Raw genomic sequence first — 18,831 nt, 5'->3', positions numbered from 1 at the left:
CATTAAGATCGGTCGAGCATCGTCAGCAGTTGACGCGCGAACCCTTCATCGGTGACGGCGACGACGACGCGGGCGTCTTTGCCGATCGCCCCGCCAAGCGTATAGCGGTCCGGCACTTTGCAAAGCGGAACGCCATAAAACGCGCACTTGTCGGTCACTTTTTTTTCCGTATTGGCCGATGCGTCTTCGGACAATAAAACGAGCTGCGCTTTGCCCCGCTGCACTTCTTTGACGACAAGCCCTTCGCCGGAAACGACTTTTCCGGCCCGCTGCGCCAGCCCTAACAGCGATGCCCAGCGGCTATTGTTCATGGCCCGTGCGCTTCTCCTTTTCCGCCAACGCGAGCAGCTCGTCATACAGCGTTTCCGCAATTTCGGCCTTTAAATGGCGGGCCAAAATGTTTTTCTTTTTGGCCAGCAAAATGCATTCCGGATCCAACGTCATGTATGCGCCGCGCCCCGCCTTCTTGCCGGTCGGGTCGATCGACACCTCCCCGTCTTTGGAGCGGACGATGCGCACCATTTCCCGTTTCGGTTTCATCTCTCCGGTGACGACGCATTTGCGTAACGGAATTTTCTTTTGCGCTGCCATCTCCATTCCCCCTCACTCGATGTCCGCCGGTTCAGTGAACGGTTGGCCGCTTTCCTCACTATGTTCATTATCAGCCGCCGCGCCGCTGAAATCAAGCGAAGTGGATGGCGCATATGGGTCAATGCCCATTTCCCGCGCTTCTGATTCGCTTTTAATATCAATTTTCCAGCCGGTTAATTTCGCTGCCAGCCGGGCGTTTTGCCCGCGCTTGCCGATGGCGAGCGACAGCTGGTAGTCGGGAACGACGACGGTCGTCGCCTTTTGTTCCTCGTTCACGATGACGCGCAGCACTTTCGCCGGGCTGAGGGCGTTGGCGACAAACTCAACCGGGTCCGCCGACCAGCGGACGATATCAATTTTTTCCCCGTTCAGTTCATCAACGACCGCTTGGACGCGCTGCCCCTTCGGCCCGACGCAGGCGCCCACCGGGTCGACCTCCGGGTTGTCGGAATGAACGGAAATTTTTGACCGGTCGCCAGCTTCGCGGGCGATGGACTTAATTTCGACCGTGCCATCGTAAATTTCCGGCACTTCCAGCTCAAACAGCCGCTTCAGCAAGCCCGGATGAGTGCGAGAAACGAAAATTTGCGGCCCTTTTGTCGTTTTTTCCACTTTGGTAATGTAGACTTTCAGCCGATCGTGCGGCTTGTACGTTTCGTTCGGCATTTGTTCGTTTGCCGGCAGAAGCGCCTCCGCTTTGCCGAGGCTGACGTAGACAAAGCGCGGGTCGATGCGCTGAACGATGCCGGTCATAATATCTTCCTCGCGGTCGACGAACTCGGCGTAAATAATGCTCCGCTCCGCTTCGCGCACGCGCTGGGTGACGACTTGCTTCGCCGTCTGCGCCGCGATGCGCCCGAAATCGCGCGGTGTCACTTCCAGTTCGACGACGTCGCCGATCTGATAGTTCGGATTGATTCGCTGCGCTTCTTCAAGCGAAATTTCGAGGCGCGGGTCGGTCACTTCTTCGACGACGTCCTTGCGCGCGAGCACGCGGATCGTGCCGGTGTCCATGTTGAAGTCGACGCGCACGTTTTGCGCTTGGCCGAAATTGCGCTTGTATGCCGAAACGATCGCCGCTTCGATCGCTTCCACGATGACTTCTTGGCTGATGCCTTTTTCCCGCATCAGGTCGGCTAACGCCTCAAGCAGTTGCGTATTCATGAAACGAAAATCCCCCTTTTGCCACTTAAAAGAAAATGACAGCTAGCCTTGCGCTTGCCACTTTTTCATACGGAATGGCGACCGTTTTTTGCCGCCCGCGGTCTTTTACCGACAGCGTCACGGTCGTTCCGTCAAAAGCGGCCAGCTCGCCTTCAAATTGTTTTTCTCCCTCAATCGGTTCATACGTTTTGATCACGACATGTTTCCCGACCGCTTTGTAAAAATCGGTTTCGTTTTTCAGCGGCCGCTCCGCCCCCGGCGATGAGACTTCCAAGAAATAGTTGTGGGGAATCGGATCGACTTCATCGAGCTTTTCGCTCAGTTTTTCACTGACAACGCCGCACTGTTCAATATCGACCCCGTTCTCTGAATCGATAAAAACGCGCAAGAACCAGTTCTTCCCTTCCTTCACATATTCGATGTCCACGAGCTCCAGCCCCATTTCGTCCAAAATGGGCGCCACGAGTTGTTCGACCGTGTCTGTCACTTTTTTGCCCATCGTTTTCCTCCTTACCGAGCCAAGCTGCACGTATGGCATAATGAGAAAATCCCCTGCTCAAGGCGGGGAATGAACGAAAGACGGATGCCGATTCAAGACGAAAGAGTGGGTTTCCCCACTCTTTGCCTACCATTATCTTTGCCAATTACATTAAAACTATAACATATTGGTAATGATATTGCAACGGAAAACGGCCGCAAAAAAGCAGGTTGTTTTCCGCCGTCAAAACAGTGACAGCTGGTTATGGTCGGGAAGCGAGTCGAGGCAGCCGCGCTGTTCCAGATATTCCAACAGCGTTTTCGACACTTTGCCGCGCTGTTGCAAATCTTCTTTGGATAAAAATTCGCCTTCCTCACGGGCGCGCACGATCGCTTGTGCCACGTTGTCGCCAAGGCCGGGAATGGCGTTAAACGGCGGAATGAGCGAATCGCCGTCAATGACGAATTCGGTCGCCTGTGAACGGTACAGATCAATATTTTTGAACGAAAAGCCGCGCTCGCACATTTCCAGCGCCACCTCTAAGACGGTGAGCAAACTTTTCTCCTTCGCTGTCGCTTGGATGCCTTTGGCGTTAATTTCTTCAATCCGCTTGCGAATGGCGGCCGATCCTTTGATCATGGCGTCAAGGTCGAAATCTTCCGCCCGCACCGTGAAGTACGACGCGTAATACAAGAGCGGATGATGCACCTTAAAGTAGGCGATGCGCACCGCCATTAACACGTAGGCGGTGGCGTGCGCTTTCGGGAACATGTACTTGATTTTTTTGCATGACTCAATGTACCACTCCGGCACGTCGTGCTTGCGCATTTCCGCTTCAAATTCCGGCGTCAATCCTTTCCCTTTGCGCACCGATTCCATAATTTTAAACGCCAGCGACGGCTCGAGGCCGCGGTAAATGAGATAGACCATGATGTCGTCGCGGCAGCCGATCACTTCCGACAGCGTGCACGTCCCGTTTTGAATGAGCTCTTGCGCATTGCCGAGCCACACATCGGTGCCGTGCGACAACCCGGAAATTTGCACGAGCTCGGAAAACGTTTTTGGTTTTGTCTCTTCCAACATTTGTCTTACGAAGCGCGTGCCAAACTCTGGAATGCCGATCGTGCCGACGTTGCACATAATTTGTTCCGGCGTGACGCCGAGCGGTTCGGTGCTGCTGAAAATGCCCATCACATCCGGATCATCGGTCGGGATCGTTTTCGGGTCGATGCCGCTTAAATCTTGCAGCATCCGGATGACGGTCGGATCGTCGTGCCCGAGAATATCAAGCTTCAGCAAATTATCGTGAATCGAGTGGAAGTCGAAATGGGTCGTCCGCCATTCGGAGGACGTGTCATCGGCCGGATATTGAATCGGCGTAAAGTCGTAAATTTCCATATAATCGGGGACGACGATAATGCCGCCCGGGTGCTGCCCGGTCGTCCGCTTCACCCCGGTGCAGCCGGCCGCGAGCCGGTCGATTTCCGCGCCGCGCAGCTCGAGGTTATGGTCGCTCACATAGCCTTTGACAAATCCGTACGCCGTTTTGTCGGCCACCGTGCCGATCGTGCCCGCGCGGTAGACGTTGTCTTCGCCAAACAGCACTTTCGTATAGTTATGGGCACGCGGCTGGTATTCCCCTGAGAAGTTCAAGTCGATATCCGGCACTTTGTCGCCTTTAAAGCCGAGGAACGTCTCAAACGGGATGTCTTGCCCGTCTTTTTTGTATTTCGCCCCGCATCGCGGGCAGTTTTTATCCGGCAAGTCAAAGCCCGAGCCGACCGACCCATCGTTGAAAAACTCGGAATGCTTGCAGCTTGGGCAGACGTAATGCGGCGGCAGCGGGTTCACTTCGGTAATTTCCGTCATCGTCGCGACAAACGATGAGCCGACCGACCCGCGCGAGCCGACGAGGTAGCCGTCATCAAGCGATTTTTTCACGAGCTTATGGGAAATCAAATAAATGACGGCAAACCCATGGCCGATAATGCTGTTCAGCTCTTTTTCGAGCCGCTCTTCAACGAGCTTCGGCAACGGATCTCCATAAATTTCCTTCGCCCGCCGGTAGCTCATCTCGCGAATTTCCTCATCCGCGCCGTCAATGCGCGGGGTGTACAACTCGTCTTTGATCGGCTTGACATCGCCGATTAACGAGGCGATTTTCTGCGTGTTGTCGACGACGATTTCTTTCGCCTTTTCCGGCCCTAAAAACGAGAAGCAATCGAGCATTTCATTCGTCGTCCGGAAATACACATCTGGCAGGTCGTGCCGGTTGAGCGGATTCGCTCCGCCTTGCGAGTGGATCAAAATTTTTCGGTAAATTTTGTCCTCCCGATTCAAGTAATGAACGTTGCCGGTGGCGACAACGGGAATATTGAGCTTCTCTCCAAGGGCGACGATGTGGCGGATGATAGTTTTGATCATCTCTTCGTCTTGCACATAGCCCATTTCAATGAGCGGCTTGTACACATCCGGCGGATGCACTTCGAGAAAATCGTAAAAGCGAGCCAAGTCTTCCACTTCTTCCGGCGCCTTTTGGATCAAGTTGTCAAACAGCTCTCCTTTGTCGCAGCCCGAACCGACAAGCAAGCCTTCGCGGTGCTTCACAAGCACGGAGCGCGGGATGCGCGGCACGCGATGAAAATAGTGAATGTGCGACAAGGAAACGAGCTTAAACAAATTTTTCAGCCCCGTCTCATTTTGCGCCAGCAGCGTCGCGTGAAACGGGCGGGCAAGGCGGTAGGACGCCTCGCTGTGCGTGCGGCTGTTCAGTTCATCATGATACAAAATGCCCCGCTCTTCCGCTTCTTTTAATAGCCGCATGAGCAAATGACCGGTCGCCTCGGCGTCATAAATCGCCCGGTGGTGCTGCGTCAATTCGATAGCAAACTTTTTGCATAGCGTGTTAAGACGATGGTTTTTCAAATCCGGGTATAGAAAGCGGGCGAGCTCGAGCGTGTCAATGACGGGATTCGGCACGTGGCCGCGCCCCATTTTCGCGAGGCCGGCATTTAAAAAGCCGATGTCGAAGCTGGCGTTGTGGGCGGCGAGCGTCGCGTCGCCAGCCCAGTCGATAAAGCGAGCCAGCACTTCCTCCGGCCGCGGCGCGCCCTTTACCATCTCATCGGTAATGCCAGTCAGTTCCATCGTCGTCACGGACAACGGGTGGCCCGGATCGGCAAACGACATGAACCGGTCGATGATCTCGCCGTCTTTCACCTTCACCGCCGCGAGCTCGATGACCGTGTTGTACACGGCCGACAGCCCCGTCGTTTCGACGTCAAAGACGACATACGTCTCATCGGAAAGGCGGCGATGCGCCTCATTGTAGGCGATCGGCACGCCATCATCGACGATATTGGCTTCGAGGCCGTAAATCACCTTTATGCCGTGTTTTTTCGCCGCGCTGTACGCCTCCGGGAACGACTGAACGACCGCGTGATCGGTGATGGCAACGGCCGGATGCCCCCATTTTTTCGCCTGCTCAATAAGCGTTGCCACCGGTGTGACGGCATCCATTTGGCTCATCGGTGTATGCAAATGAAGCTCGACCCGCTTGTTTCCTTCCGGCGCCGTATCGTGCCGCTCATTGGCGGCGATTTCATTCAAATCGTTGGCGATGAGAACGAGATCGCGGACGAACGTATCGTTTTGCACGCTGCCGCGCACTTTCACCCACATGCCCTTTTTGACGCTGTGCATCAGTTCGGCATCTTCTTTGTCGCGCGAGAACATTTTGACTAAAATCGAGTTCGTGTAATCGGTGATTTTGGCCGTCAGCAGCGTGCGACCGCTTTTGAGTTCGCTCACTTCGGCGGCAAACACGTACCCTTGGACGACGACGCGCCGCTCTTCCTCGACGATCGTCTCAAGCAGGCGCACCGGCTCCTCGTCGCGAATCGGGTAGCCGATGACAAGCGGACCAGACGGAGCGCTTGTCGCTGTTTTTTCCTCTTCTTTCGCCAAATCGGTCAGCACAGCGAGCGCCCGTTCTTCATCCTCTTGCCGCTTTTGCGCCAAAAACTGCTCCATTTCTTGGTCAACCGGCTCAATAGTAACGTCAAGCTGAAGAGACGGAAACCCAAACGACATGTATACATCGGCGATTTTTTTGGCGAACCGCCGCTTCATGGCCAACGCTTCCGCCTCGTGCCGGGCTTTGACGATGAGCTTGTTTCCTCTCACGGCCGGCATCTGGCGGCGGAGCGCGTCCACGAGCGGGGAGACGCCTTCCTGCAGCTGCTCAAGGCAAAGCGGCCAATACGCCTGCACATCCGCCTCCGTCACGTGCGGCGCGTCGACTTCGACCGTATGGCGAACGGCGGCAATATGGCGAAACGCCGCTTGCAGCCGGTTGGCAAATGTTTGATAGACGTCAGCCGGCAGCACGTTGGCGAAGCGAAAATAAAAATGCCAGCTCTTTTCGTGCTTATCAATCACCACTTTGCGAATCGCCGCCTCCCGAAAATGCGGCAGCCATTCATCCGACGTCATGTTCAGCTGCTCGAGCAGCACAAGAAACCGCTCTTTTTGCGCATTCATCATGGCTTCCCCTCGCATGAAATCGTTTCTCTTTTTCTATCATACCATACGAACGGCAACAGCGCCGGCGAAAAAGACAGCCATCGTCTTGTTCACCAGCGCTGTTCGTTCACCCTTGCAAGAGACGGCGCACCGTCTCGATGAGATCGGCGACCGGCACATCAAACGACTCGCCGGTTTTCCGCACTTTGACTTCGACAACGCCTTCACCGGCCCGCTTGCCGACGGTGACGCGGACCGGGATGCCGATCAAGTCGCTGTCGGCAAATTTCACTCCCGCGCGCTCGGGACGGTCGTCGTACAAAACGTCGAACCCCGCTTGTCCAAGCTTGTCGTACCATTCCTCGGCGAGCGCCCGCTGTTCATCGCTTTTGGCGTTCGCCGTCAGCAAATGAACGTGGAACGGCGCGACCGAAACCGGCCAGACGAGCCCGTGTTCATCGGCAAATTGCTCGGCGATCGCCGCGACAAGCCGGGAAACGCCGATGCCGTAACAGCCCATGATCATCGTCTGCGCTTGACCGTTTTCATCGAGGTAAACGGCGTTCATCGCTTCGCTATATTTCGTGCCAAGCTTGAACACATGGCCGACTTCAATGCCGCGGGCGAAGCGGATCGTCCCTTTGCCATCGGGAGCCGGGTCGCCTTCTTGGACGAAACGCAAATCCGCATATTGGCTGACGGGAAAATCGCGGCCGGGGTTGACGCCCGTATAATGATATCCTTCCTCATTGGCGCCGCAGACGCCGTTGACGATTGCCGCGATGGCATGATCGGCGATCACCGTCACCTCTTCCTTGACGCCGATCGGACCGAGCGAGCCGACCGGAGCGTTCATGACTTGCCTCGTTTCCTCCGGCGTCGCCAGTCTCACCACCGTCGCGTCCAAGACGTTTTTCACTTTGACTTCATTCGCTTCGTGGTCGCCGCGGACGAGCACGAGCACGTAGCGGCCATCGACGTGAAACAAGAGCGATTTGATGCAGCGCTCCGGCGCGACTTGCAAGTACGAAGCCACTTCCGCGATCGTTTTTTGCCCCGGGGTCGCCACCTTTTTCAGCTCAGCCGGTGGCTCATTACACTTTTCATACGTGGCGACGACCGGCGCCATCTCGATGTTGGCCGCATAGTCGGACGCATCGGAATAGGCGATCGTATCCTCGCCGATGTCGGATAACACCATAAACTCGTGCGTGTCTTTGCCGCCGATCGCCCCCGAATCGGCGATGACGGCGCGGAAGTTTAAGCCGCAGCGGCGGAAAATGTTCGCGTACGCTTCGTACATGTTGTTGTACGTTTCGTCGAGGCTTTCTTTCGACGTATGGAACGAATACGCGTCTTTCATGATAAATTCCCGTCCGCGCAGCAGCCCAAAGCGCGGACGTTTTTCGTCGCGGAATTTCGTTTGAATTTGGTACAAGACGAGCGGCAGCCGCTTGTAAGTTTTCACCTCGTCGCGGACGATCGCTGTGATCATTTCCTCATGCGTCGGCCCGAGGGCAAAATCGCGCTCATGGCGGTCTTTCAGGCGCATGAGCTCGGGACCGTACGAATACCAGCGGCCGGACTGCTGCCAAAGCTCAGCCGGCTGCAACGCCGGCATGAGGAGCTCCATCGCCCCGATGCGGTTCATCTCCTCCCGGATGATCGCTTCTACTTTTTGCAAAACGCGTTGCCCGAGCGGCAAAAACGTATAAACGCCGCTCGTGCTTTGGCGGATGAAACCGGCGCGCAACAGAAGCTGATGACTTTTCACTTCTGCGTCCGCCGGCACTTCACGCAACGTCGGAATAAACGCTTGACTTTGTCTCATTCATTCGCCACCTCGTTCTCTCTCTTTATAGGAAAAATTTTTGAATATCGTTCCATGTCACCACAAGCATGAGCAGCATGAGCAGAGCGAAGCCGATAAAATGGACCATCCCTTCTTTTTGCCGGTCGACCGGCTTGCCGCGCACCGCTTCAATGGCGAAAAAGAGCAGCCGGCCGCCGTCGAGCGCCGGCAACGGCAACAAGTTGATAATCCCAAGGTTGATGCTTAAAATCGCGCCCCATTTCATCAAGTAGTAAATGCCGGATTCGGCGACTTTGCCAGTCGATACGGCGATGCCGACCGGTCCGGACAGCATGTCAAGATGAAACTGGCCGGTGATCAACTGGCCGAGGCCGGCGACAATTTCTCGCGTCCAGTAGTACGTCTCGGTCAACCCTTGCTTCACGGAGCCAAACACCGACTTTTCCATCGGCTGATAGACCCCGATCAAACCGATCGTCTCCCCTTGAATTGTCTTCGCTTCCGGAGTGACGGCAACGGTCATGTCTTTTCCGTCCCGCCGAATTTGAAACTGGAGCGTTTCTTGCGGATGACTGCGAATCGTGTTAACGATTTCCGTCCATGTGTCCATCCGTTCGCCGTTGATCGCCACCACTTCATCTCCTTGCTTCAAACCAGCGGCGCGCGCTGCCCCGTCAGGCGTCAGCTCGCCGATCACCGGCTTGTCGACCGGATAGCCTTGCAAAAGGCCGATCAAAATAAAGACGACAAGCGCCAAGACAAAGTTGGCGAGCGGTCCGGCCAAGATCGTCATCGTGCGCTGCCCGAGCGTTTTGGCGGCAAACTGACGGTGGTACGGAGCGATTTGAATTTCTTGGCGATCGGCGACGAAAAACGCCGGCTCTTTGATGGCAAAACGCTCAAGCCGCTCTTCGTCGACATACCCGGTCACGTACATGCCATGCTCCAAATCAGCGTCTTCCACTTCAATGATGCGGGCGTTTGGATAATCGTCTTTATGGTTGACGATGATTTTTTCCACTCTTCCGTCGCCGTCAAGCAAAAGACCAACGATTTGTCCCCGCTTCAATTCAATCATTTCCGGATCTTCACCGGCCATGCGGACGAAACCGCCAAGCGGAAGCAGCCGGACGGTGTAGACCGTCTCTTTTTTCTTCACCGAAAACACTTTCGGCCCAAAGCCGATGGCAAATTCACGGCAAAGGATGCCGGCCCGCTTCGCTAACAGCAAATGGCCCAACTCGTGGAAAAAGACGAGGGCACCAAAGACGACGATAAATGAAATGATCGATTCCAACGTTTCAACCACCTTTATGATAGTAGTGTGCGAACGTAAGCGCGCGTGTCCGCGTCAATTGCGCGAATCTCTTCAAGCGATGGATCGCTGATCGGCTGGTGGCGCTCAAGGGCCCGTTCGATCCACTCTTCGATCGCCAAAAACGGGATGCGCCCGGCTAAAAACGCCGCCACCGCCTCCTCATTGGCCGCGTTCAACACCGCTGGCAGCGAGCCGCCCCGCCTTCCGGCCTCGTAGGCCAATCGCAGGCAACGATAGCGCTCGAAGTCGACCGGGGCAAAATGAAGCGATCCGATCGCCGCCAAATCGAGCGGTTGCGCCGCAGAAAGCGGCAGCCGTTCCGGATAGGTGAGGGCGTATTGAATCGGAACGCGCATGTCCGGTGTGCCAAGCTGGGCAAGCACGCTCGTATCGCGAAACTGAACGAGCGAATGGATGACGCTCTCGCGGTGCAGGACGACATCGATCCGCTCATACGGCAGCCCGAACAGCCAGTGCGCTTCGATCACTTCAAATCCTTTGTTCATCATCGTCGCCGAATCGATCGTAATTTTCGCCCCCATCGACCAATTCGGATGACAAAGCGCCTCCTCGACCGTGACCCCAGCAAGCTCCTCGCGCGTCCTGTCGCGGAAGCTGCCGCCGGAGGCCGTTAAAATGAGTTTGTCAACCTGTTCGAGCTTCTCCCCTTGCAAGCACTGGAAGATGGCGGAATGCTCGCTGTCGACCGGGAGCAGCGGCACCCCGCGCTTTTCGGCCGCCGCGGTCACCAAGTGGCCGGCAACGACCAATGTCTCCTTGTTGGCCAACGCGATCGTTTTGCCCGCCTCGATCGCTTTTAACGTCGGCACAAGGCCGACGCTGCCCACGACAGCGGTGACGACGATGTCAGCATCCGGATGGACGGCGGCTTCAATCAGCCCGTCCTCCCCATACACGACCATTGTCCGCCCGCCGTATTCGCTGCAAAGCGTCTCATACGCGCCGCGATCGGCGACGGCGACAAGGCGCGGGGCAAATTCGGCCATCAATTTCCGCGCTGCTTCGACGTTTCTCCCGACCGACGCAGCGACAAGGCGAAAGCGGCCGGGATGGGCGCGGATGACGTCGAGCGTCTGCGTGCCGATCGACCCGCTCGCCCCCAATAAACTGATCGATTTCAATCGTTTCACTCCTCACCCGCTTATCGTATCGTTTCGATGAATATGTATAAAAGCGGCAGCACAAACAATAGGCTGTCAAACCGATCCAAGACGCCGCCATGTCCCGGCAAAATCGCTCCCGAGTCTTTCACCCCGTAATGGCGCTTGAACGCCGACTCGACCAAGTCGCCGAGCTGGCCGAACACGGAAAGCAACAACGCGAGCGATAGCGCCGCGGCAAAGCTGGCAAACGGCTCCGCCGCCCACTCGTAAACGGCGGCGACCACCACGGCCGAGACAATGCCGCCAAGAGCTCCCTCCACCGTTTTTTTCGGGCTGATCTCCGGCCATAGCTTGCGCCGCCCGAATGCGCGCCCGCAAAAGTACGCGCCAATGTCGGTCGCCCAAATGACGAACAGCGCATAAACCAAATAGGACAACCCGGTTAAACGAATGGCGGCAAAACAGAAAAATCCGACGCCGACATACAACACCGCCAAGACGACAAACGCCGCCTCGTCAAACGTCAACGCGTTTTTGGTCACTACCGTCGCGATGAGCAACAAGAAGGCAAGGCCGACGATCACGGCGAATTTAGCCGCACCGGCTGACAGCCACTCCCCGCCGTAGCGAGCGGGAACGAGCAGCAGCCAAAGAGCGGCAAAGCCGGCCGCCCCTGCCAACGACAGCGGCCGCATTCCTTTCATCCGCAGCAGTTCGAACAGTCCAACCGTCGCTATGATATATGTTACTATTATAAACGGAAATCCGCCAAAAATAACAATCGGCAAAAAGAGCGCCGCCGCGATCACTCCGGTGATGATTCGCTGTTTCATTGCGCCGACACCCCCCCAAACCGGCGGTCGCGCCGCTGGTAGGCGGCAATCGCCTCTAAAAAATGCTGTTCGGTAAAATCGGGCCATAACACATCGGTAAACCAAAGTTCCGTATACGCGAGCTGCCAAAGCATAAAATTGCTGAGGCGGATTTCTCCGCTCGTCCGAATGAGCAAATCCGGATCTTGGAGCCCCCCCGTCATCAAATACGAAGAAATGAGCGGCTCGGTAATGTCTTCCGGCGCAAGCGCCCCGCGCTCGACCTCTTTGGCGATTTGCTGGACGGCGGCGGTAATTTCCGCCCGGCTTCCGTAGTTGAGGGCAAAATTCAGCACCAACCCCGTGTTGCCGCTTGTATCTTGAATGGCTTTTTCGACCGCTCGGCGCGTATGGTCCGGCAGCGCCTCCGTATGACCGATGACCTGCACTTTCACGTTCTCAGCGATCAACTCGGGAAGGAACGTCGTCAAAAACTGCTCCGGCAGCTTCATCAAGTAATCGACTTCACCTTTCGGCCTCTTCCAATTTTCGGTGGAAAACGCGTAAAGGGACAAGACGCGAACCCCAAGCCCGTTAGCGAAGCGGGTGATTTTGCGCACCACTTGCATCCCTTCGTAATGGCCGGCCGCCCTTGGCAGCGCCCGCCTTTTCGCCCATCTTCCGTTGCCGTCCATGATGATGGCGACATGGTTCGGAATCGGACGCCTAAGCACCTCTTCTTTCGTCACCGGTGCGCCTTCCTCGTTCATTTTTCGCCTTTTAGTAAACATATAAGTCCTCCGCGAACGTGTTTTGCTTTTCCATTATAGCAAAAAAACCCTCCATGAACATAGAGGGTTTGCAACGTTTTGCCTATACTTCCATCACTTCTTTTTCTTTCTCTTTCGTAATGGCATCGATTTTGGCGATGTGGTCATCGGTCAGCTTTTGCACTTCATCGGTGTAGCTGCGGAGCTCGTCTTCCGTAATCTCGCCGCTTTTCTCGAGCTTTTTCAATTCATCGTTCGCGTCGCGGCGGATGTTGCGCACGGCGACTTTCGCGTCTTCGGAATATTTTTTGACCAGTTTCGCCAGCTCGCGGCGCCGTTCTTCGGTGAGCGGCGGAATGACCAAGCGAATGACGGATCCGTCATTCGACGGCGTCAGCCCTAGATCCGAGGCCAAAATCGCTTTTTCCATCTCTTTAATGACCGATTTGTCATACGGCTGAATGACAAGCATGCGCGCTTCCGGCACGCTGATGGAAGCGAGCTGGTTGATCGGCGTCGCAACGCCGTAATAATCGACAGTCACTTTCTCCAGCAACCCGGCGTTCGCCCGCCCGGCGCGCACCGTCGCCAGCTCGCGAGTGAACGCTTGCACCGCTTTATCCATCTTCTCTTTCGCCTGTTGGATCACGTGTTTGGCCATCGTTATTTCCCCCTCACGATCGTTCCAATATTTTCGCCTAATACAGCGCGTTTAATGTTTCCTTCTTCCATAATCGAAAAAACGATAATCGGAATGTTGTTATCCATGCAAAGCGAAGAAGCGGTCGAATCCATGACGGCAAGGCCTTGTTTAATGACGTCCAAGTACGATAGTTCCTCGTATTTGACCGCATTGGCGTCGACCTTCGGATCGGCGCTGTAGACGCCATCGACATTGTTTTTCGCCATGAGAATGACGTCCGCCTCGATTTCCGCCGCCCGGAGCGCCGCCGTTGTATCGGTCGAAAAATACGGGTTGCCGGTGCCGGCGGCGAAAATGACGACCCGCTTTTTCTCCAAATGGCGGATCGCCCGGCGGCGAATGTACGGTTCGGCGACTTGCCGCATCTCGATCGATGTTTGCACCCGCGTTTCCACGCCGAGCTGCTCAAGGCTGTCCTGCAAGGCGAGCGCGTTCATCACCGTCGCCAACATGCCCATATAGTCAGCCGTCGCCCGGTCCATCCCCATTTCGCTTCCCGTTTTTCCGCGCCAAATGTTGCCGCCGCCGACGACGATGGCGACCTCGACGCCCAGTTCAACAACTTCTTTTACTTGTTTGGCGATCGACTGGATGACGGCCGGCTGGATGCCAAAACCTTGCTTTCCGGCGAGCGCTTCCCCGCTCAACTTTAACACGACGCGTTTGTACTTTGGTTGTTCCATGTCAAACCTCCATGATGCGAATCGCTTTGAAAAACAGGGAACACGCGCGTGTTCCCTGTTGCGGTCCGTCATTGCTTTCTGACTTGGCTCATCACTTCTTCGGCGAAATTGTCTTGACGTTTTTCGAGCCCTTCGCCGACTTCATAGCGGATGAACTGCTTCACAGCCGCTCCGTTCGACTCGACGTATTGGCGCACCGTCACATCCGGGTTTTTCACGAACGCTTGCTCAAGCAGGCAGACGTCTTCGTAAAACTTGTTCAGCCGGCCTTCGACCATTTTTTCAACGATTTTTTCCGGCTTGCCTTCGTTTAACGCCTGCTGCTTCAACACTTCGCGCTCATGCGCGACCTCTTCTTGCGGCACCTCGTCGCGCGAGACGTATTTCGGGTGAAGCGCCGCGATGTGCATGGCGACATCTTTGGCGACGTCTTCGCTTGCGCTGCCGGCTAATAACGTTAATACGCCGATGCGCCCGCCCATGTGCAAGTATGCGCCAAACGTTTCGCCGTCCGCTTTGTTGACGACGGCAAAGCGGCGGAGCGTAATTTTTTCGCCAATTTTCGCGATCGCTTCGTTGATGTAGTCTTGGACGGTCGAGCCGTTGTCCATCGTTTGTCCGAGCGCTTCATCGAGCGAAGCCGGTTTTTGTTTCAGCAAGTGGGCGGCCAACGTTTTTACAAGCGCTTGAAACTCTTCGTTTTTGGCGACGAAGTCCGTTTCCGAGTTCACTTCCAAAATGACGGCGGTGTTGCCTTCCACAGCGATGTAGGCGACCCCTTCGGCCGCGATGCGATCCGCTTTTTTCGCCGCTTTGGCAATTCCTTTTTCGCGCAGCCAGTCGATCGCTTTCTCCATGTCACCGTTCGTTTCGGTGAGCGCTTTTTTGCAGTCCATCATGCCTGCGCCCGTTTTTTCGCGCAGCTCTTTGACCATTTGTGCTGTAATCGCCATAAAAAATCCTCCTTCGCTTTGTTGCGTATATGTATCGATGCCGGCAGCGGATGCCTGTTTTGCCCTTATTCGTTAGTATAGCCAAAAGTTGCTCGTTTCTGTCTCAAAAAAAGGTGATAAAAGGCTTTCCCTCTTATCACCTTTCGTGAGCGCCATTACTCCGCTGCGACGGCCGCCTCTTCGCCCTGTTTCGCTTCCAAGACAGCGTCGGCGATTTTCGAAGTCAACAGCTTGACCGCGCGGATGGCATCATCGTTGGCCGGGATGACGTAGTCGATTTCATCCGGATCGCAGTTCGTGTCGACGATGCCGATGATCGGAATGTTCAACTTGCGCGCTTCCGCCACCGCGATCCGCTCTTTGCGCGGGTCGATGACGAACAGCGCATCCGGCAGCTCTTTCATGTCTTTGATGCCGCCCAAAAATTTCTCGAGCCGCTCTTTTTCTTTTTTCAAGCCGATGACTTCTTTTTTCGGCAGAACGTCAAATACGCCGTCTTCTTCCATTTTTTCAATTTCGCGCAGCCGCTTGATCCGTTTTTGAATCGTCGCGAAGTTCGTCAGCGTGCCGCCGAGCCAGCGCTGATTGACATAAAACATGCCGCAGCGCTCCGCTTCTTCCTTGACGGATTCTTGCGCTTGTTTTTTCGTGCCGACGAACAAAATTTTGCCGCCGTTCGCTGCCAAGTCGCGGACGAAGTGATACGCTTCCTCGACTTTTTTCACCGTTTTTTGCAAGTCGATGATGTAAATGCCGTTGCGCTCCGTAAAAATGTATTTTTTCATTTTCGGGTTCCAACGGCGCGTCTGATGTCCAAAGTGGACGCCAGCTTCGAGCAATTGCTTCATGGAAATAACCGACATGAGTAATCCTCCTGTTTCCTTGATGGTTTTCGTTCCTCCGCCTGCCTCATCCCCCAGCAAGACTGGCTGCACCAGCACCGTTGCTGGAATCATCAGGCGTGTGTATTCACACCATGTAAAAATATATCATATTTATCGGGCGCAAATCAAGCAATGATTCGCTCATTGGCTCGTTTTTCTCGCGAATTTCAGCAGCAACTCCACTTCTGTCTTCCCTTTGCCAAGCTGTTTGGCGAGCTCTTCGACCGTCGCTCCTTGTTCATAGCGACGGAGAACGAGCTCGGCGGACTGAGCCAACGGGGACAAATCAAGCACATCTTCGATGGCGTCGATCGGCAGGAAATCACTTGGTGCCTCACGTTCTTCCTGCTCTTGAGCCTCGTTCGTTGGGGCGCCCGCCTGCATCGGTTGACGTTCCGTTTCGCCATCCGTCACAGCGGATGCCAAACGATTCCCTCGAGCGGTTCGCCCAAGTTCCGCGCCGCGTTCACCGTTCCTTGGCAGCGCTGCGCCTTCTTCGGTCCGCTTCGCCGGTTGGCCATGCTGCTGCGCGCTCATCGCAGCGGGCGGCTCCTCTTCAGCGAGCAGGCCGGTCGGGGGCGGCACCGGGCCCGCCGCCGACGCCTCCTTGTTGTTCAGCAAGCGGTCGAGTTCGGCCAAAAAACGGTCGTTTTCTTCTTTCCAGAGAGCGAGCTGCGCCGCCATCGCCTCTTCAAGCTCCGCAGCGCGCGCTTCGGCCTCTTTAAGCCGCGATAACCGCAGAAAAAGCAACACAATCAACAAAAAAGAAAAGAGATGCAACAGCAGACTAATGACAAGCCAAAACGCTTCCATGATGGTCACTATCCTTTAAGATCGATCGTTTTTCCTTTATACGGATGACTTCCGAACCGCGACGCCTCCCACCGAGCCCGGTCGTTCGTCCGCTTGTCGGTCACCCGGCGGCGCGCCTGTTCCCTCTGTTTTTCGGCTGCGGCCGCCAATTGCGCCTGCACCGTATACGGATGCTGCGCCGCGGCGGTCTGCATGTTTCCAGCTTCGGGCGCTTTCGGCATCACGCTTTGCAGCGCCGGCAGTTGAACGTCCATCTTCCCGCTCCCTTTCCATCACCGCTGTATATCGAAAAAGCGGCGCAATTTCCACAACGCTTTGGCATGAATTTGGGAAATTCTTGATGTGGACAAGCGTAGAAGATTCCCGATTTCCGTAAACGTCAACTCCTCTTTGTAAAACAAACTGATGACAAGCTGCTCCTTTTCATTCAGCTGTTTGATGCCCTCGGCCAGCTTTTCCACCAGCTCCTGCTTGACGACCTGTTCTTCCGGCAGCACGGCACGATCATCCCGGATCGAAAACGCTTCGTCCTCGTCTTCAGCCGCCGTCTGGCCGAGCGGCAGCCAATGAGAAAACAGCGTCTCGCCGGCCGCCGCCTGCACTTCATCCTCCGTCATGCCAAGCTCGGCGGCGATTTCCTTTGCCGTCACCGACCGCATATGTTGCTGCACGAGCCGCTCCGCTGTTTCTTCGATTTTTTTTGCTTTGTCGCGCACGCTCCGCGGCAGCCAGTCTTGCTTGCGCAAACCGTCCAAGATGGCGCCGCGGATGCGAAACGAGGCATACGTGTCAAACTTGAGATCGCGCGATGGGTCAAACTTTTCAAGCGCATCGTACAAACCGACAAGCCCCAAGCTGACAAGCTCCTCTTTGGGCACGGAGCTCGGCAGCGTGGCGGCAAGCCGCTGCACGTGGTAGGAAACGAGCGGCATATAGCGCACCACAAGTTCCTCGGCCGCATGACGGTCGCGGCGGTTGACCCAGTCATCCCAATATTTCCGCTCTTCACCTTTTAGCGCGCTCCCCATCATTCTCCCCCTCGTCTTGCACAACGGCGTTATATTTCCTTGAGTTCCTGGCTAGCCGTGCGAATGGACAGCACGCCTGTTTGCGGATGAAACTCAATCGTCCGGCCGTTATGGCCGCCGACGTCTTCGGCGACAACCGGAATATGAAACCGTTCGAGCTGTTTTTTGACTTCTTCGACATTGCGGGCGCCAATGCGCATCATATCTCCGCCGGCCGCAGAAAACGAAAACATTTGCGCTCCGCCGGCCAGCTTCGCTCTTAACATTCCCTTCCGGCCCCCGGAGGCAACGACGAGCCGAATGAGCGCTTCCACCGCCGTGTCGGCGTACTTGGCAACGTTGATGTCCCCGCCGCGCGCCATCGAGGAATGCGGCAGCATCACGTGCGCCATGCCGGCCACCGCTTTGCCGATGTCATAAATGACCACGCCGACGCACGATCCAAGGCCGCATGTACGAATGACGTTCGGCGCTTTGACGACCTCCATTTCACCGATGCCGATTTTCACAGCCTGCACAATGCTCATCCGCCGCTCACACCTAACGCACGAAAGATGGTGGAAAACGATTCTGGATCAGGAAGGAGAAAGAAATGGCCGTCAATGCTTTCATTGGGCCGCCGTTCATCGTAAATGGCCGTATCGATCAAAATGGCGTAATCACCGGCGCGCGACAGCTCCAGCAGACCGAACGACAATACCGCTCCGAGCATATCGATCGCCAGCGCCGGCACCGAAGGATGGAGCGCAAGCTGTGTAAAATCAGCAAGCGCCGACAAATACGAGCCGGCTAAAATGTTTCCGAGCTCTTGGAGCGCCGAACATCCAAGCTCATCGGCCCCGTCCTGAAACGAAAACGAATCGTCGCCGATCATGCGCCGCACAAACCGCTCCGCCTGCTCCGGCGGCAGCACGAAGAACATGTTCCCCGGCGCATCCCCTTCGATCCGCAAATAGACGCACGCCACCACTTGCTCCGGCCCGCCGATCAGCTCCATCATTTCAGCGAACGTCGCGATTTGGACGCGCGGCACCGACATCTCGATTTTTTTGTTCAATAGAAGCGACAAGGCTGTGGCGGCGTTGCCAGCGCCTATATTGCCGATTTCGCGTAAAATATCGATATGTGTTCCTGTCAAGCTGCGGACATCATCCAACCGTCAACGCCCCTCTC

The 18,831-nt window shown here is 55.8% G+C and carries 19 protein-coding genes; all 19 read right to left on the bottom strand.

The window, feature by feature from the left end; all coding sequences use genetic code 11:
* Positions 1-2: 2 nt before the first annotated feature.
* The 19 genes from B4113_RS17695 to B4113_RS17605 all read right to left on the bottom strand — a co-directional run bounded on the left by B4113_RS17695 (position 3) and on the right by B4113_RS17605 (position 18,814).
* On the bottom strand, positions 3-311 hold the full coding sequence (locus tag B4113_RS17695) for a YlxQ family RNA-binding protein (RefSeq protein ID WP_033843530.1): 309 nt from the start codon (positions 309-311) through the stop codon (positions 3-5).
* Entirely contained in the window at positions 301-591 is a 291-nt protein-coding gene (rnpM, locus tag B4113_RS17690; protein WP_033023089.1) for an RNase P modulator RnpM, read from the bottom strand. The genes B4113_RS17695 and rnpM overlap by 11 nt, the downstream gene beginning before the upstream one ends.
* A gap of 12 nt (positions 592-603) precedes the next feature.
* Entirely contained in the window at positions 604-1,755 is a 1,152-nt protein-coding gene (gene nusA / locus B4113_RS17685) for a transcription termination factor NusA (RefSeq protein ID WP_033023087.1), read from the bottom strand.
* A 25-nt stretch (positions 1,756-1,780) separates the two neighbouring features.
* Positions 1,781-2,254, bottom strand: coding sequence for a ribosome maturation factor RimP (gene rimP / locus B4113_RS17680; RefSeq protein WP_033843529.1), 474 nt, complete (start codon positions 2,252-2,254; stop codon positions 1,781-1,783).
* Between the two features lie 222 nt (positions 2,255-2,476).
* Positions 2,477-6,778 carry a PolC-type DNA polymerase III gene (locus tag B4113_RS17675; RefSeq protein ID WP_033844855.1) on the bottom strand — a complete coding sequence of 1,434 codons (4,302 nt, stop codon included), beginning with the start codon at positions 6,776-6,778 and terminating at the stop codon, positions 2,477-2,479.
* Between the two features lie 106 nt (positions 6,779-6,884).
* Entirely contained in the window at positions 6,885-8,588 is a 1,704-nt protein-coding gene (locus B4113_RS17670) for a proline--tRNA ligase (RefSeq protein ID WP_033843528.1), read from the bottom strand.
* Positions 8,589-8,613: 25 nt separating this feature from the next.
* Positions 8,614-9,879 carry an RIP metalloprotease RseP gene (gene rseP, locus B4113_RS17665; protein ID WP_172418587.1) on the bottom strand — a complete coding sequence of 422 codons (1,266 nt, stop codon included), beginning with the start codon at positions 9,877-9,879 and terminating at the stop codon, positions 8,614-8,616.
* Between the two features lie 2 nt (positions 9,880-9,881).
* The gene (dxr, locus tag B4113_RS17660) at positions 9,882-11,030 is read right to left on the bottom strand and encodes a 1-deoxy-D-xylulose-5-phosphate reductoisomerase (RefSeq protein ID WP_033843526.1); all 1,149 of its coding nucleotides are present in this window, start codon (positions 11,028-11,030) and stop codon (positions 9,882-9,884) included.
* A 20-nt stretch (positions 11,031-11,050) separates the two neighbouring features.
* On the bottom strand, positions 11,051-11,845 hold the full coding sequence (locus tag B4113_RS17655; RefSeq protein WP_033843525.1) for a phosphatidate cytidylyltransferase: 795 nt from the start codon (positions 11,843-11,845) through the stop codon (positions 11,051-11,053).
* Positions 11,842-12,615, bottom strand: a complete 774-nt coding sequence (locus tag B4113_RS17650; protein WP_033023072.1) for an isoprenyl transferase — start codon at positions 12,613-12,615, stop codon at positions 11,842-11,844. The genes B4113_RS17655 and B4113_RS17650 overlap by 4 nt, the downstream gene beginning before the upstream one ends.
* A gap of 82 nt (positions 12,616-12,697) precedes the next feature.
* The gene (gene frr / locus B4113_RS17645; protein ID WP_033023066.1) at positions 12,698-13,255 is read right to left on the bottom strand and encodes a ribosome recycling factor; all 558 of its coding nucleotides are present in this window, start codon (positions 13,253-13,255) and stop codon (positions 12,698-12,700) included.
* A gap of 2 nt (positions 13,256-13,257) precedes the next feature.
* A complete protein-coding gene (gene pyrH, locus B4113_RS17640) occupies positions 13,258-13,980 on the bottom strand; it encodes a UMP kinase (RefSeq protein WP_033843524.1) in 723 nt (240 codons plus the stop codon).
* 68 nt (positions 13,981-14,048) lie between these two features.
* Positions 14,049-14,933: a translation elongation factor Ts gene (tsf, locus tag B4113_RS17635; RefSeq protein ID WP_033843523.1), complete on the bottom strand. Its 885-nt coding sequence runs from the start codon at positions 14,931-14,933 to the stop codon at positions 14,049-14,051.
* 155 nt (positions 14,934-15,088) lie between these two features.
* Complete coding sequence (gene rpsB / locus B4113_RS17630) at positions 15,089-15,796, bottom strand: 30S ribosomal protein S2 (RefSeq protein ID WP_033023265.1); 708 nt, start codon at positions 15,794-15,796, stop codon at positions 15,089-15,091.
* Positions 15,797-15,958: 162 nt separating this feature from the next.
* Positions 15,959-16,630: a hypothetical protein gene (locus B4113_RS17625; RefSeq protein ID WP_033844854.1), complete on the bottom strand. Its 672-nt coding sequence runs from the start codon at positions 16,628-16,630 to the stop codon at positions 15,959-15,961.
* 8 nt (positions 16,631-16,638) lie between these two features.
* A complete protein-coding gene (locus B4113_RS17620; protein ID WP_033843522.1) occupies positions 16,639-16,884 on the bottom strand; it encodes a hypothetical protein in 246 nt (81 codons plus the stop codon).
* An 18-nt stretch (positions 16,885-16,902) separates the two neighbouring features.
* Positions 16,903-17,658, bottom strand: a complete 756-nt coding sequence (locus B4113_RS17615; RefSeq protein WP_033843521.1) for a FliA/WhiG family RNA polymerase sigma factor — start codon at positions 17,656-17,658, stop codon at positions 16,903-16,905.
* A 29-nt stretch (positions 17,659-17,687) separates the two neighbouring features.
* Positions 17,688-18,185 carry a chemotaxis protein CheD gene (locus B4113_RS17610; protein ID WP_033843520.1) on the bottom strand — a complete coding sequence of 166 codons (498 nt, stop codon included), beginning with the start codon at positions 18,183-18,185 and terminating at the stop codon, positions 17,688-17,690.
* Positions 18,182-18,814: a chemotaxis protein CheC gene (locus B4113_RS17605; protein WP_033843519.1), complete on the bottom strand. Its 633-nt coding sequence runs from the start codon at positions 18,812-18,814 to the stop codon at positions 18,182-18,184. Before B4113_RS17605 ends, B4113_RS17610 begins: the two co-directional genes overlap by 4 nt.
* Between the last annotated feature and the right edge of the window lie 17 nt (positions 18,815-18,831).

The organism is Geobacillus sp. B4113_201601, assembly GCF_001587475.1.
Classification (GTDB): Bacteria; Bacillota; Bacilli; order Bacillales; family Anoxybacillaceae; genus Geobacillus; species Geobacillus icigianus.
The sequence above is the reverse complement of the archived record's forward strand: the minus strand, read 5'-3'. Positions and strand labels throughout refer to the sequence as shown.